Source organism: Pseudonocardia sp. (genome assembly GCF_029263155.1).
Lineage (GTDB): Bacteria > Actinomycetota > Actinomycetes > Mycobacteriales > Pseudonocardiaceae > Pseudonocardia.
The window spans coordinates 21582-35302 of the sequence record NZ_JAJCYB010000046.1; the positions used below are offsets into that span (position 1 = coordinate 21582).

Annotated in this window: 13 protein-coding genes; 7 read left to right on the forward strand and 6 right to left on the reverse strand. The window is 73.4% G+C overall.

The genetic code is table 11. The features are described from left to right. Window positions 1-10 precede the first annotated feature (10 nt). Both Q1K26_RS09150 and Q1K26_RS09155 read right to left on the reverse strand, forming a co-directional pair. Window positions 11-838, reverse strand: a complete 828-nt coding sequence (locus tag Q1K26_RS09150; RefSeq protein ID WP_300009162.1) for a PfkB family carbohydrate kinase — start codon at window positions 836-838, stop codon at window positions 11-13. 10 nt (window positions 839-848) lie between these two features. Then, window positions 849-1781, reverse strand: coding sequence for a pseudouridine-5'-phosphate glycosidase (locus tag Q1K26_RS09155; protein ID WP_300009263.1), 933 nt, complete (start codon window positions 1779-1781; stop codon window positions 849-851). A gap of 10 nt (window positions 1782-1791) precedes the next feature. On the opposite strand from Q1K26_RS09155, the gene Q1K26_RS09160 reads away from it, so the two are divergent. Next, window positions 1792-2040 carry a DUF3039 domain-containing protein gene (locus Q1K26_RS09160; protein ID WP_300009163.1) on the forward strand — a complete coding sequence of 83 codons (249 nt, stop codon included), beginning with the start codon at window positions 1792-1794 and terminating at the stop codon, window positions 2038-2040. 5 nt (window positions 2041-2045) lie between these two features. Then, window positions 2046-2675, forward strand: a complete 630-nt coding sequence (locus tag Q1K26_RS09165) for a class I SAM-dependent methyltransferase (RefSeq protein ID WP_300009164.1) — start codon at window positions 2046-2048, stop codon at window positions 2673-2675. An 8-nt stretch (window positions 2676-2683) separates the two neighbouring features. Here Q1K26_RS09165 and phaZ read toward each other — a convergent pair whose 3' ends face one another. Beyond that, window positions 2684-3505 carry a poly(3-hydroxyalkanoate) depolymerase gene (gene phaZ / locus Q1K26_RS09170; protein ID WP_300009165.1) on the reverse strand — a complete coding sequence of 274 codons (822 nt, stop codon included), beginning with the start codon at window positions 3503-3505 and terminating at the stop codon, window positions 2684-2686. Next, complete coding sequence (locus Q1K26_RS09175; RefSeq protein WP_300009166.1) at window positions 3505-5193, reverse strand: alpha/beta fold hydrolase; 1689 nt, start codon at window positions 5191-5193, stop codon at window positions 3505-3507. Before Q1K26_RS09175 ends, phaZ begins: the two co-directional genes overlap by 1 nt. 363 nt (window positions 5194-5556) lie before the next feature. On the opposite strand from Q1K26_RS09175, the gene Q1K26_RS09180 reads away from it, so the two are divergent. Then, window positions 5557-7227, forward strand: coding sequence for a DEAD/DEAH box helicase (locus Q1K26_RS09180; RefSeq protein WP_300009265.1), 1671 nt, complete (start codon window positions 5557-5559; stop codon window positions 7225-7227). A gap of 253 nt (window positions 7228-7480) precedes the next feature. Here Q1K26_RS09180 and Q1K26_RS09185 read toward each other — a convergent pair whose 3' ends face one another. Further along, entirely contained in the window at window positions 7481-7666 is a 186-nt protein-coding gene (locus tag Q1K26_RS09185) for a hypothetical protein (protein WP_300009167.1), read from the reverse strand. 354 nt (window positions 7667-8020) lie between these two features. Between Q1K26_RS09185 and Q1K26_RS09190 the strand changes: the two genes are divergently transcribed. After that, on the forward strand, window positions 8021-8833 hold the full coding sequence (locus tag Q1K26_RS09190) for an EamA family transporter (RefSeq protein ID WP_300009267.1): 813 nt from the start codon (window positions 8021-8023) through the stop codon (window positions 8831-8833). A gap of 155 nt (window positions 8834-8988) precedes the next feature. Here Q1K26_RS09190 and ppk2 read toward each other — a convergent pair whose 3' ends face one another. Beyond that, the gene (gene ppk2 / locus Q1K26_RS09195) at window positions 8989-9927 is read right to left on the reverse strand and encodes a polyphosphate kinase 2 (protein WP_300009168.1); all 939 of its coding nucleotides are present in this window, start codon (window positions 9925-9927) and stop codon (window positions 8989-8991) included. A gap of 329 nt (window positions 9928-10256) precedes the next feature. On the opposite strand from ppk2, the gene Q1K26_RS09200 reads away from it, so the two are divergent. The 3 genes from Q1K26_RS09200 (at window position 10257) to Q1K26_RS09210 (ending at window position 13703) form a co-directional block, all read left to right on the forward strand. After that, a complete protein-coding gene (locus tag Q1K26_RS09200; RefSeq protein ID WP_300009169.1) occupies window positions 10257-11372 on the forward strand; it encodes a substrate-binding domain-containing protein in 1116 nt (371 codons plus the stop codon). 62 nt (window positions 11373-11434) lie between these two features. Beyond that, complete coding sequence (locus Q1K26_RS09205) at window positions 11435-12208, forward strand: ATP-binding cassette domain-containing protein (protein WP_300009170.1); 774 nt, start codon at window positions 11435-11437, stop codon at window positions 12206-12208. Between the two features lie 64 nt (window positions 12209-12272). Next, window positions 12273-13703, forward strand: coding sequence for an ABC transporter permease (locus tag Q1K26_RS09210; RefSeq protein ID WP_300009269.1), 1431 nt, complete (start codon window positions 12273-12275; stop codon window positions 13701-13703). Window positions 13704-13721 lie beyond the last annotated feature (18 nt).

The following is a 13721-nucleotide window of genomic DNA, read 5'->3' on the forward strand; positions in this document are numbered from 1 at the left end:
GCCCGGAGGGTCAGCAGGGGCGCGGCGGGCGGGCGCCGGGGCGGGCCACGGCCAGCGCCGCCGCCCGGCACCCGGCCCGCAGCGCCGCATCCGGCGCGGCGCCCGCCAGCCACGCCCGCAGCAGGCCGGCGTCGAACGCGTCGCCCGCGCCGGTGGGGTCGCGCACCGTGGTGGCCGCGGCCGGCACGCTCCACCTGCCGCCCGCGTCGGTCCAGCTCGCGCCGCGGGGCCCGTCCGTGGCGGCCACCGCCGTGACCGCGGAGCGCGCTCCCGGGCCGAGCGCGGCCAGCTCGTCGGCGTTGGGCAACAGCAGGTCGACCCCGCGCACCCAGCCCAGGAACCCCGGGGTGAGGGCGGGAGCGGCCTGCGGGTCCACCGACGTGGTGAGACCGGCCGCCCGCGCCGCGGCGAGCGCGGCCAACCCGGCCGGCCGCGACGACGGGTCGAGCAGCACGTAGCCGGACAGGTGCAGGTGGTCGAAGCCCGCGAGAGCGGGCAGGTCGGCGGGTGAGAGCCGGGCGGCGGCACCCCGGTCGGACAGCATCGTCCGGTCGCCGTCGAGCACCACCACCGTGCACGTCGGCGCGTCCGGGTCGACGGCCAGGGCCAGATCCACACCCGGCAGGTCGGACGCGGCCGCGCGACCTGCCGGGTCGTCGCCGATCCGGGCCACGAGCGTCACCTCCACGCCCAGATGCGCGAGCCAGGCCGCCGTGTTGGCCCCGGCGCCGCCGGCGACCGTACGGATGCGGGCCGCGACGTCGGCACCCGGCACGGCGGGCGCCGACGGCGTCACCAGCACGTCGACGCCGACATCGCCGACCACGGCCACCCTCATCCGGCGGCCCTCATCCGGCCAGCGCCACGGCCACCCGCGCGGCCAGCCCGGCGTTGGCCCGCACCAGCGCCAGGTTGGCGCGCAGGCTCGCGCCGCCGCTGCCCGCGTGGAAGTGCTCCAGCAGGGCCGGGGTGACGTCCTTGCCGGTGACGCCGCGACGGGCCAGCTCGGCGAGGCCCTCGGCCAGCAGCCGGTCGTGCACCGCGGCGTCGAGCTCGTCGGCCGCCGGGACGGGCTGGGCCAGCACGGCACCCACCCCGGGCGAGAGCGCGCGGTGCGCCCGCCACACCGCGGCGACCTCGGCGGGGGAGTCGACCCGCCACGGCACCGGGTGCCCGGAGTCGCGCCGGTAGAACCCGGGGAAGGCGTCCGTCCCGTACCCGAGTACGGGTACCGACCCGGACTCGAGCACCTCCAGCGTCGCCGGGACGTCGAGGATCGACTTGACCCCGGAACAGACCACGAGCACGCCCGTACGGGCCAGCGCGGCGAGGTCGGCGGAGACGTCCCAGGTGTCGCGGGCGCCGCGGTGCACCCCGCCCAGCCCGCCGGTGGCGAACAGGGCCACCCCGGCCGCCGCCGCGAGCGCCGCCGTGGCCGCCACCGTCGTGGCCCCGTCGCGGCCCAGGCCGGCGGCCGGTCCCAGGTCGCGCACCGAGAGCTTGACCAGATCGCCCGCGCAGACCCGGTCCAGCTCGGCGGCCGAGAGCCCCACCCGCGGCACCCCGTCGAGCACCGCCACGGTGGCCGGCACGGCTCCGTGGGCGCGGACGGCGGCCTCCAGCTCGTCGGCGGCCACGCGGTTCTGCGGTGCCGGCAGGCCGTGGGCGAGCAGGGTGCTCTCCAGCGCGACGACGGCCCGGCCCGCGGCCAGCGCCGCGCGTACCTCGGGGGAGGCGACGGCATCGGGGGACGGGGAGACGGAAGGGGACACGTGGGGCATCATGGACGACATGGCGACCCAGGTTCTGCCCGACGTCGAGACCCGCCCGGAGGGCACCGACAGCACGGGCAACGACGAGCCCAAGATGTTCCACTACGTGAAGAAGAACAAGATCGCCGAGAGCGCGGTGCTGGGCAACATGGTCCAGGCGCTGTGCGGCGAGAAGTTCCCCGTCACGCGGTCGCCCAAGCCGGGCTCCCCGGTCTGCCCGGACTGCAAGAAGATCTTCGAGGGCCTGCGTCCCGGCGGGGACGACTGAGCGCCGTGCCTGCGCGGGGCTCGGTCCGTGGCTGGGTCTACGACCGAGCCATCACCGGCCTGACCACGGGCTGGTACCGCGCGGTGCTGGACCGCCTGCCCTACGGCGCGGCCGTGCTGGACGTCGGCGTCGGCACCGGCACCTCGCTCGCCCGCTGCGCCGAGCAGGTGCGGGCCAAGAACCTGCAGTTCACGGGCCTGGACATCGACCGCGACTACCACGCGCGGTGCGTCGAGGAGATCGCGCGCGCCGATCTCGGCGCGCACGTCACGCCGCTGCTGGAATCGGTGTACGACCACCGCGGCGGCCCGTACGACGCGGCCTACTTCAGTGCCAGCCTCATGCTGCTCCCGGACCCGGCGGCTGCGCTGCGGCACGTGTCCGGGCTGCTCGCCCCCGGCGGGCACCTCTACCTGACCCAGACCTTCCACCACCGCCGCTCGGCGCTGCGCGAGCGGGTCAAACCGATGCTCCGCCACGTCGTCACGATCGACTTCGGGCGGGTCACCTACGAGGACGAGTTCCGCCGGGTCGTCCAGGACGCCGATCTGGAGCTGGTCGAACTCGCCACGCTGGACACGACCCGCACCACGTCCTACCGCCTCGCCGTCGCCCGCCCCCCGGCCTCCGGCTGACCCGCCCGTCAGGGCTGCGCGAGGAACTCGTCGATCACCGGGGCCAGCTCGTCCGCCTCGGTGAGCAGCGCGAGGTGCCCGCCCGCGTACACGTGCAGCGTGGAGTTGGGGATGCCCCGGTGCATGATGCGGGCGTTCACCACCGGGACGATCGGGTCGTCGTCACCGGCCACGATGAGCGTGGGCTGGCGGATCAGCGGCAGCCCGGGCAGACTGCTCCAGCCCGCGCCCGCCAGGAGCTGGTAGTAGTAACCCCGCTTGGGGCCCTTGCGCGTGTAGGTGTGCAGCACCTCCGACGCCTTCTCCGGATGGGTGCGCATGGTGCCGCCGTAGATCTCACCGGCGATCTGGCGCGCGTACTCCGGGTCGCGGTGCCGGCGCGGCGTCAGCATCTTGGCCAGCACGGCCGGGCGGCCCGGCACCATCAACGATCCGGTACCCGTGGCGGCGAGCACGAGCCTGCGGCACCGGCGGCGCTGCACCGCCGCGAACTGTTGCGCGAGCCCGCCGCCCCAGGAGAAGCCCATGACGTCGACCTCGCCGTAGCCCAGGCGCTCCACCAGCGTTCCGACGAGCGGCGCGAACGTCGACATGTGGTAGGGCAGCATCGGCATGGGGGAGCCGCCGATGCCGGGCACGTCGAAGCGGATCACCTCGATCTCCGGTGACAGCTCGTCGACGAAGGGCTGCAACAGCTCCAGGCTCGCGCCGATGCCGTTCATCAGCAGCAGCGGGACGCGGGTGTCGCCGACGGCCCGCCGGACCGACACGCGCAACCTGCGACCACGGATGGTGACCTCGAAGACGTCGTCGGTCACGGCGGTTCCCATCAGGTCTCCAGGATGTAGTCGCCGGGGGCCGGGACGATCGCGGGCATGCCGCGCCCGCCCAGCTCGGCCGGGGCGTCGCATTCGGGGCCGCTGCGGGCGGCGAGCCAGGCCGCGTGGTCGGGCCACCACGAGCCCTTCTCGGTGTCGGCGGCCGCGAGCCACGCCTCGGCGTCGGCGGGCGTGTCGGTCGCCACCCGGAAACTCGCCTTCGGGTTGCCCGGCGGGTTGACCATGGACGCGATGTGCCCGCTCGTCGAGAGCACGAAGCGGCTCGTGCCGCCGAGCAGCTGCGTGGTGCGGTAGCAGGACTGCCAGGCGCACAGGTGGTCGGCGATCCCGGCGATGACGTAGGTGTCGCGGTCGACCTTCGACAGGTCCACCGGCGTGCCCAGCATCGTCGCGGCCCCCGGCGTGACCAGGGCGTTGCTCATCGCGATGTCGATGAAGTCGCGGTGCAGGCCGGCCGTCATGCGGGTGGTGTCGGCGTTCCAGAACAGGATGTCGAACGCCTTCGGCGCGCGGCCGGTGAGGTAGTTGTTGACCCAGTAGGACCAGATCAGGTCGTTGGGGCGCAGCCACGCGAACACCTCGGCGAGCGTGCGGCCGTCCAGGTAGCCCTGCCTCTGCGACGCGGCGACGGCCGCGCGGGCGGTCTCCGGGTCGAGCAGTGCGCCGGTCGTGCCGGCCTTCTCCTGGTCGAGCACGGTGACGGCGAACGTCACCGAGGCCACCCGCTCCTGCGCGCCGGTGGCGGCCAGGTGGCCCAGCAGCATCGACGTGATCATCCCGCCGGAGCAGAACGCCATCAGGGCGGTGCGCGGCCGGCGGGTGATGGTCTCGCAGGCGTCCATCGCCTCGAGGATCGCCCGGCCGTAGGTGTCGAGGTTCCACCCGGCGTGCTCGGCCGTGGGGTTGCGCCACGACATGAGGAACACCTGCTGGCCGGCGCGCACCAGGTTCTCGACGATGCTGCGGCCGGGCGCGAGGTCGGCGACGTAGTACTTGTTGATCGTCGGCGGCACGACGAGCAGCGGCACCTCGCGGACGCGGTCGGTCTGCGGCAGGTACTGGATCAGCTCGAACACCGGCGTGCGCAGGACCACGGCACCGGGGGTGGCGGCCACGTCGGTGCCCACGGTGAAGGCGTCGGGCTCGACCATCGACGGCACCCGCGGCGCCGTGGACAGGTCGTTCACCAGCCGTCGCACGCCGCGGACGACGCTGGCGCCGCGGGTGTCCCTGGCCGCCTTCCAGGCCAGCGGGTTGAGCAGGGTGTTGCTCGGAGCGAGGGCGTCGACGATGTTGCCGACGGCGAACTGCACCCGTTCGTGGTCGGCCCAGTCCAGTTCCGCGTCCTCGACGAGGTCGGTGGCGGTCCCGCCGGCGGCGATGTGGGCCTGCACGAGACGGCGCAGCAGGGGGTTGTCGGTCCACGCCGGGTCGGTGTAGCGCTTGTCCTTGGGGTGCGGCCCGACCTCGGAGACGCCCGCACCGATCTTGGCCAGCTCGACGCCGAGACCGACGCCCCGGCGGGTGAGGGTCACCGGTCGGGCGGCCAGCGACGCGGCCCACCGCAGCCCGGCCGCCGCGGGCAGCATCCTGCGTAGCGGGCCCAGCGCGCCGTCGGTGAGGAGCATGTCCAGACCGGTCGCGACGTCGGCGTCGGGCCCGTCCTGATCCGCGGCCATCCCGATCTCCCCTCACCGTGTCGCCTGTCGCCCGCAGCATGGTTGGCTCAGCGGCCCCGGAGCAAGTCGGAGCGCCCCGGCGCGTCGGACGGGGCGCTCGCGCACACCCATCGGGCTCGCACACGGGTTCCAACCTGTGCGCGAGCGGGGAACCTGTGCGCGAGCGCCCTGTGTCTGCGCGTCCCACCTGCGTGCGGGCCGCCGCTCGCGGGCTCGGCGCATCGCGCGATCCCGTCCCGTTACGCTGGGGCGGGCCCCGTCCACGACGACGCGGGCCGGCGAGCCCCATCCAGCCGAGCCGTCGTCGAGCGAGGGAGTCGTGTGTCGCAGGCCCAACAGCAGCTGCCGGTGTCCCAGCGGCCGATGCGTGCCTGGCAGCGCAAGGCGCTGAGCCGATACCTCGCCGCGGGTCCGCAGGACTTCCTCGCGGTCGCCACGCCCGGCGCCGGGAAGACCGCGTTCGCGCTGCGGGTGGCCGCGGAGCTGCTCGCCGACCGTACCGTCACGAACCTCACCGTCGTGGCGCCCACCGAGCACCTGAAGTACCAGTGGAGCCAGGCCGCGGCCGCCGCCGGGATCGCGCTGGACCCGGAGTTCCGCAACTCGGCGGGCGGCACCTCGTCGGACTACACGGGCATCGCGGTCACCTACGCCGGCGTCGCGGCGCACCCGATGCTGCACCGGATGCGCACCGAGAACCGGCGCACGCTCGTCGTCCTCGACGAGGTGCACCACGCGGGCGACGCCCGGTCGTGGGGGGACGCGGTCAAGGAGGCGTTCGACCCGGCCACCCGCAGGCTCACCCTCACCGGCACCCCGTTCCGCAGCGACGACAACCCGATCCCGTTCGTCGACTACCTGCCCGACGCGGACGGCGCCCTGCGCAGCCGCGCCGACCACTCCTACGGCTACGCGGAGGCGCTGGCCGACGGTGTGGTTCGGCCGGTGGTGTTCCTCGCCTACTCCGGGGTGTCGAGTTGGCGGACCAGCGCGGGGGAGGAGATGACCGCCCGGCTGGGCGAACCGCTCTCCGCCGAGCACACGGCCCGCGCCTGGCGCACCGCGCTCGACCCGGGCGGCGAGTGGGTGCCCGCGGTGCTCGCCGCGGCCGACCGTCGCCTGACCGGACACCGCGCGGGCGGCATGCCGGACGCCGGCGGGCTCGTCATCGCCTCGGACCAGACCGCGGCCCGCGCCTACGCGACGATCCTCACCGAAGTGACGGGTACCGCCCCGGTCGTGGTGCTCTCCGACGAGCCCGGGTCCTCGGAACGGATCGCGCGGTTCGCCGCGTCCGAGGACCGGTGGATGGTCGCGGTCCGGATGGTGAGCGAGGGCGTCGACGTGCCGCGGCTCGCGGTGGGTGTGTACGCCACGAGCGCGTCGACACCGCTGTACTTCGCCCAGGCCATCGGGCGCTTCGTGCGGTCGCGGCGGCCCGGGGAGACGGCGTCGGTGTTCGTGCCCAGCGTGCCGGTCCTGCTGGGCCTGGCGAGCGAGCTGGAGGCCCAGCGCGACCACGTCCTGGGCACGCCGCACCGCGGCGACGAGCAGTGGAACGACGAGGAGCTGGCGGCGGCGAACCGCCAGTCCGACGAGCCGGGGGAGGACGAGCCCGCGTTCACCGCGCTCGGGGCCAACGCCGAGCTCGACCAGCTGATCTACGAGGGGACGTCGTTCTCCGCCGACGAGGAGGACTACCTGGGGCTGCCCGGCCTGCTCGATCCCGACCAGGTCCGCACGCTGCTGAATCAGCGCCAGTCCGAGTGGCTCGGCCGCTCCGGCCGCCGAGCCCCCGCCGTCCCCACCCCGCCGGAGCCGCCCGCCGAGCCCGCGCCCACCTCGGTCCGGGAGCGCCTCGGCGCCCTGCGCAAGGAGCTCAACACGCTCGTCGCGCTGCACCACCACCGCACGAACAAGCCGCACGGAAAGATCCACAACGAGCTGCGCACGCTCTGCGGCGGGCCCCCGACGGCGATGGCGAGCATGGAGCAGCTGGAGGAGCGCATCGCCACCCTCCGCTCCTGGCGCTGACCCCGCCCCGCGAGTCGGGCTCCGGGTGCGCGCGAGTCGGGCCCTGGGTGTGCGCGAGTCGGGCCGGGCGGGCCGCACCGAGACCCCGACTCGCGGGTTCCGAGACCCCGACTCGCGGGTTCGCAGACCCCGACTCGCGGGCGGCCGGTCGGTGCGAACGGGTCCCGGGGACGACGACGGGGCGGCACCCCGCTGGGGGTGCCGCCCCGTGGACGGTTGTCGGATGGGTTGCCGGCGTTCGGGCCGACCCCGCTCAGCTGCCGGTCTGCACGCTCGCCTCGAGTTCGCGGAGCTTGTCGGCGTGCGCGCGGGCGTGGTGCCCGCAGAAGAGCAGTTCGCCGCCGGACGGCAGTACGGCACGAGCCTTCGCCGCCGCGCCACAACGGTCGCAACGGTCGGCAAGGGTCAACTCGGGCCGGGTCAGGGTTCCTGGCTGCATGGCGGTCTCCCTCCGTCTCGGCTCCGGTAGGCCCGGAACCGCTTCCTGGACGACCGCTTGCGCGGTGACGCCCACTCTCCCAGACGTTCCACACCCCCGCACGTGTTCCCGGGGCGAGTCGCGACGACCGTCACGTTTGACCGTGAGTGATCGTGTGACCGTCGGCGCGGTGACGCCCCGGTGACCTGTGTGGGACCTTCGTTGACTACGAGTGAATGATGCGGTGCCGCGTGTGACATCGCAAGGTGGCGCGTGTAAACACCTTCGACGCGCCGACTACCGTGCGAAGTCGTGACGGCCGTCGTGCACGAGCGGGTGCCGGCGCCCGCGCTGTTCGTGCTCGGCGGGCTGTCGATGTACCTCGGTGCGGCGCTCGCGGTGGGCCTGTTCGATGTGTTGACGCCCACGGCGGTCGCGCTGCTGAGGCTGCTCGGGGCGGCCGCGGTGCTGCTGGCGTGGCGCCGCCCGGGCCGCGCGGCGTGGCGCGGCGCGCGGTTGGCGCGGGCCGTCGTCTTCGGGTTGGCCACGGCGCTGATGAACCTGGCGTTCTACGAGGCCATCGCCCGGCTCCCGCTGGGTACCGCCGTGGCGATCGAGTTCTGCGGCCCCGTGGCCGTCGCCGCGGTGGCCTCGCGGCGCCCGCGCGACGTCGCCGCCGTGGTCCTGGCGGCCCTCGGTGTGCTGCTCATCGCGGATGTGCGCTGGTCGGGCAGCCCTTCGGGGGTGTTGTGGGCGCTCGCGGCGGCGGCGATGTGGGCCGCGTACATCCTGCTCGGCAAGCGGGTGGCGTCCGCGGGAAACGGCCTCGACGACATGGCCGTCGGCTTCGCCGTGGCCGCGGTGGTGCTCTCCCCGTTGCTGCTGCTCGGCGGCCCGGACGGGCTCGGAGCGCTCGGTGACCCGGCCGTGCTGGTGCTCGCGGTCGGGGTCGGGCTGCTCTCGACCGTGGTCCCCTATGTGCTGGACCAGCTCGTGCTGCGCCGGGTCGGGCAGGCCCGGTTCGCCGTGCTGCTGGCGCTGCTGCCCGTCACGGCCACGGTGGTGGGCCTGGTCGCGCTGGCCCAGGTCCCCGGGACGGTCGAGGCGCTGGGCATCGCCGCCGTCATCGCCGCCGTGGCGCTGCGATCGCGCGACGGTGACGGTCCCGCCGTGCCGGACCCGCGGTAGCCCGTTCACGGAATGTAGTCCACCCCGATGTGACTGTCCGTGACGGAAATCGACCCATTAGGACGATGGTTCAAACGGGTGACGCACGTCTCGCCCGGGGGTCGGTGTTGCGCCGTCCGGCGGTACCGGATGAGGCGACGGGGCTCGTCCTCGGATCAGGCCTGCGGTGGCCTGCGCGTGCGGCCGGCCAGGGCGGGGAAGTGGCCGGGCTGCTCGCCGAACTCGAACACCTCGGCGGCCGGCCCGACGATCAGGGGGTCCGGGTCCGTCGCGATGTCGAGGTCCTTGTCCGGATAGTCGAACAGCCGGAGCACGTGGCGCATGGCCTCCAGCCGGGCGCGCTTCTTGTCGTTGCTCTTGATCACCGTCCACGGCGCGTCGGCGGTGTCGGTGTAGAAGAACATCGCCTCCTTGGCCTCGGTGTAGTCGCTCCACTTGTCGAGCGACGCGAGGTCCATCGGGCTGAGCTTCCACTGCCGGACCGGGTCGACCTGGCGGATCCTGAACCGCGTCCGCTGCTCGTTCTGCGACACCGAGAACCACAGCTTGACCAGGTGGATCCCGCTGCGCACGAACATCCGCTCCAGCTCGGGGGCCTCGCGCATGAACTCCATGTAGTCGCGCGCCTCCGCGAAGCCCATGACGCGCTCGACGCCCGCGCGGTTGTACCAGCTGCGGTCGAACAGCACGATCTCGCCCGCCGAGGGCAGGTGGGCGATGTAGCGCTGGAAGTACCACTGCGTCGACTCGCGCTCGCTGGGCTTCTCCAGGGCGACGACCCGGGCGCCGCGCGGGTTGAGATGCTCCATGAAGCGCTTGATCGTGCCGCCCTTGCCCGCGGCGTCGCGCCCCTCGAACAGGATGACGACCCGCGCACCGGTCTCCTTGACCCAGTTCTGGAGCTTGAGCAGCTCGATCTGCAGCAGCCGCTTGGTGCGCTCGTAGTCCGCACGCGACATTCGCTCGTCGTAGGGGTACCCCTCACGCCAGGTGTCGACGTGCGCCCCGTCCGGGTCGAGCAGTACCGGATCGTCGTCGTCGGTGTCGTCGACGCGCAGGGCGGAGTGGTCGGCGAGCAGTGCGGGGAGGTCCACGCGGTCACCATCGCGGGTACGGATGTCCGCGAGGTGAACGGTGGCTGTCCGGCGGCGGGCGACGCGCCGCTTCCTCTCGTCGGCCCCGAGCGGCCCGGTGGTGCGGCGGAGGCGACAACGGGCGCGGCACGCGGCGCCGACGCTGCGACCGTTCGGTCGCAGCAGCGGGGTCCATCCGGTGCGATACACAACAAATCCGGCCGTACGTGACCGAATCGAGACCCAAAAGCGATCACTTTCACGATCCAGTGTGCTTGGCACCACTCCGCTCCGGCACATACGTTGCCGCTCACAACATTTAGTGCGACCCCGACGACGTGGAGACGAGCATGCGCACCAGGAGAACTGCCGGGTTGGCCCTCGGGCTCGGACTCGCCCTCACGCTCGCGGCGTGCGGGCAGAACGCCGCGGCCCCCGATGCCGCCGGAGGCGCCGAGGTGGCCGAGGGGGCGCCGACCGTCGGCGTGATCCTCCCGGAGACCGAGAGCTCGGCCCGCTGGGAGGGCTTCGACCGCCCGCTGCTGGAGGCCGCCATGGCCGAGGCCGGGCTCGACGCCGACATCCAGAACGCGCTCGGCGATGAGCAGGCGTTCTCGACCATCGCCGACGGCTTCATCGCCCAGGGCGTGGACGTGCTGGTCATCGCGGCGATCACGAGCGAGTCCGGCGCCGAGGTGGCGGCGAAGGCGAAGGCCCAGGGCATCCCGACCATCGACTACGACCGGCTGAGCCTCGGCGGGTCGAGCGACTACTACGTGTCGTTCGACAACGTGGAGGTCGGCTCCCTGCAGGGCCAGGGCCTGGCCGAGGCGCTGTCGGGCCAGCAGGGTGCGCAGGTCATCGAGATCCGCGGCGCGCCCACCGACAACAACGCCACCCTGTTCTGGAACGGTGCCCGCGAGGTGCTCGACCCGCTCTACGCCTCGGGTGCGCTGGTCGAGACGGCGAGCCAGCCCATCGAGGACTGGGACAACCAGATCGGCGGCCAGACCTTCGAGCAGCTGCTCACCGGCAACGGCGGCCAGGTCGGCGGCGTGCTCGCGGCCAACGACGGGCTCGCGGGAGCGGTCATCACCGTGCTGCAGAAGTACGGCCTCAACGGCACCGTGCCGGTCACCGGCCAGGACGCCACCCCGGACGGACTGCAGGCCATCCTGCGCGGCGACCAGTACATGACCGTCTACAAGCCGATCCAGGACGAGGCCGAGGCCACCGCCCAGCTCGCCGCCGCGCTCGCCGCGGGCGACACCGCGGCCGCCGACGCGCTGGCGACCGACACGGTGAACGACCCGGAGGGCAACCGCGATGTCAAGTCGGTGCTGCTCACCCCGCAGCTGATCACCCGTGACAGTGTCAAGGACGTGATCGACGACGGCGCGGTCCCGGCGGCCGACGTCTGCGTGGCCGAGCTCGAGGCGGCCTGCGCCGAGCTCGGCATCAGCTGACCGACACCCCGTGAGGGCCCCGGCGGGTCGCCGGGGTCCTCACCGGCACGAGAGGGACAGGCATGACCGAACCGATCCTCGCGTTGCGCGGGGTGAACAAGACCTTCGGGGCCGTGCAGGTGCTGCACGACGTCGACTTCACGGTGCGGGCCGGCGAGGTCACCGCGCTGGTCGGCGACAACGGAGCCGGGAAGTCCACGCTGGTCAAGTGCGTGGCCGGCATCCACCCGACCGACAGCGGCGAGGTGCTGTTCGACGGGAAGCCGGTGACCGTGGCGGCCCCCTCCGACGCGGCCAAGCTCGGCATCGAGGTCGTCTACCAGGATCTTGCGCTCGCCGACAACCTCGACATCGTCCAGAACATGTTCCTGGGCCGGGAGCGCGGCAGGCCGTGGCTGCTCGACGAGGCCGACATGGAGCAGGCCGCCCGCGCGACGCTCGCGTCGCTGTCGGTGCGTACCGTGACCTCCGTGCGGATGCCGGTCGCGGCCCTGTCCGGCGGGCAGCGCCAGACCGTCGCGATCGCCAAGGCGGTGCTCTGGGACTCCAAGGTCGTGCTGCTCGACGAGCCCACGGCCGCGCTGGGCGTGGCCCAGACCCGCCAGGTGCTCGACCTCGTGCGGCGCCTCGCCGAGCAGGGGCTCGGGGTCGTGCTGATCAGCCACAACATGGCCGACGTGTTCGAGGTCTCGGACCGCATCGCGTGCCTGTACCTGGGCCGGATGGTCGCCGAGGTGGCGACGAAGGACGTCAACCACGGGCAGGTGGTCGAGCTGATCACCGCCGGCCGGTCCGGTGACCTGGGCCTGCAGCGTCCCGAGGCGGTGACGGCCTGATGGCCGCCGACGACGCGCGCACGCCCGCGGAGGCGACGCCGTGAGCGCCCCGGAGAAGCCCGACCTGGAGAAGAAGGGTGCGGCCGAGCGGGCGGCGCCGGCGTCCGCCCGGTCCGCCGACTTCGGCATCGACACCACCGCCCGCACGACCGGCCAGGCCGTCACGGCCTACCTGCGCGGGCTGCGCACCGGCGAGCTGGGGGCCCTGCCGGCCCTGCTGGGGCTGGCCGCGCTGCTGGTCCTGTTCACCGTCCTGGACAACTCGGGCACCTTCCCGAGCCTGCTGAACCTGGCCAACCTGCTCCAGCAGGGAGCCGGACGCACGATCATCGCGATGGGCCTGGTGTTCGTGCTGCTCACCGGCGAGATCGACCTCGCGGCCGGCACCGCGTCCGGCCTCACGGCCGCGGTGATGGCGCTGCACCTGGTGAGCGGGGGCAACCTGCTCGGTGCCATGGGAACCGTGGTGTTCGTGCTGTTCATGCTGGTCATCGTGCTGGCGATCGTGCTGGCGCTGGTCCTGCGGATCTGGGCGGGCGCGGCGATCTCGGCCCTGGCACTGGGCCTGATGGTGATCGGCTTCCCGCCCAACCCGTGGCTGCAGATGCTGCTCGCGGTCTGCATCGGTGTCGTGATCGGCTGCATCACCGGCTTCCTCGTCGCGAAGGTCGGGATGCCGTCGTTCGTGGTGACCCTGGCGCTGTTCATCGCCTGGCAGGGCATCATCCTGGCCCTGATCGGCGACGGCGGCACGCTCGGCCTGCGCGACCCGGTGCTCAACGCCGTCGCGAACGGCAACCTCTCGACGCTGGGCAGTTGGCTGCTGTTCGTGATCGCCGCGGGCGGGTACGCTGCGGTGCTGCTGAACCGGCAGGTGTCGCGGCGCAGGCTCGGGCTGGTGGCGCAGCCGACCGGGCTGGTGCTGCTGAAGGTCGGTGCGGTCGTGGTGCTCGGCGCGTTGGCCACCTTCCTGCTGACGCTCAACCGGGCGCCGGGCGACACGGTCATCGAGGGCGTGCCCTACGTGGTGCCGCTGGTGCTCGCGCTGCTGGTGATCGGCACGTTCGTGCTGGACCGCACCCGGTTCGGCCGGCACGTCTACGCGGTGGGCGGCAACCGGGAGGCGGCGCGCCGGGCCGGTATCGACGTGGTGCGCATCCGCGCGTCGGTGTTCGTCATCGCGTCGGCGTTCGCGGCGATCGGCGCGATCGTCTACTCGTCGAAGGTCGGGTCGGTCAGCCCCGGCGCGGGCGGGGGCAACACGCTGCTGTTCGCGGTGGGCGCGGCCGTCATCGGGGGCACGTCGCTGTTCGGGGGGCGAGGGCGGATCTCCACGGCCGTGATCGGCGGGGCGGTGCTCGCGACCGTCGAGAACGGGCTGGGCCTGCTGCGCCAGCCCGCGGCCGTGGTGTTCGTCGTCACCGGGCTGGTGCTGCTGCTCGCGGCGTCGGTGGACGTGCTGTCCCGCCGCCGCTCGGCGGTCGCCGGCAGGTGAACCGTCCGCCCCGGCACG

What these genes read in the sequence shown, in the direction of transcription:
- Q1K26_RS09155 (WP_300009263.1), bottom strand. Translation starts at nt 1,781, where the DNA reads ATGCCCCACGTGTCCCCTTCCGTCTCCCCGTCCCCCGATGCCGTCGCC.
- Q1K26_RS09205 (WP_300009170.1), top strand. Translation starts at nt 11,435, where the DNA reads ATGACCGAACCGATCCTCGCGTTGCGCGGGGTGAACAAGACCTTCGGG.
- Q1K26_RS09160 (WP_300009163.1), top strand. Translation starts at nt 1,792, where the DNA reads ATGGCGACCCAGGTTCTGCCCGACGTCGAGACCCGCCCGGAGGGCACC.
- Q1K26_RS09180 (WP_300009265.1), top strand. Translation starts at nt 5,557, where the DNA reads ATGCGTGCCTGGCAGCGCAAGGCGCTGAGCCGATACCTCGCCGCGGGT.
- Q1K26_RS09200 (WP_300009169.1), top strand. Translation starts at nt 10,257, where the DNA reads ATGCGCACCAGGAGAACTGCCGGGTTGGCCCTCGGGCTCGGACTCGCC.
- phaZ (WP_300009165.1), bottom strand. Translation starts at nt 3,505, where the DNA reads ATGGGAACCGCCGTGACCGACGACGTCTTCGAGGTCACCATCCGTGGT.
- Q1K26_RS09190 (WP_300009267.1), top strand. Translation starts at nt 8,021, where the DNA reads ATGTACCTCGGTGCGGCGCTCGCGGTGGGCCTGTTCGATGTGTTGACG.
- Q1K26_RS09185 (WP_300009167.1), bottom strand. Translation starts at nt 7,666, where the DNA reads ATGCAGCCAGGAACCCTGACCCGGCCCGAGTTGACCCTTGCCGACCGT.
- Q1K26_RS09175 (WP_300009166.1), bottom strand. Translation starts at nt 5,193, where the DNA reads ATGGCCGCGGATCAGGACGGGCCCGACGCCGACGTCGCGACCGGTCTG.
- Q1K26_RS09150 (WP_300009162.1), bottom strand. Translation starts at nt 838, where the DNA reads ATGAGGGTGGCCGTGGTCGGCGATGTCGGCGTCGACGTGCTGGTGACG.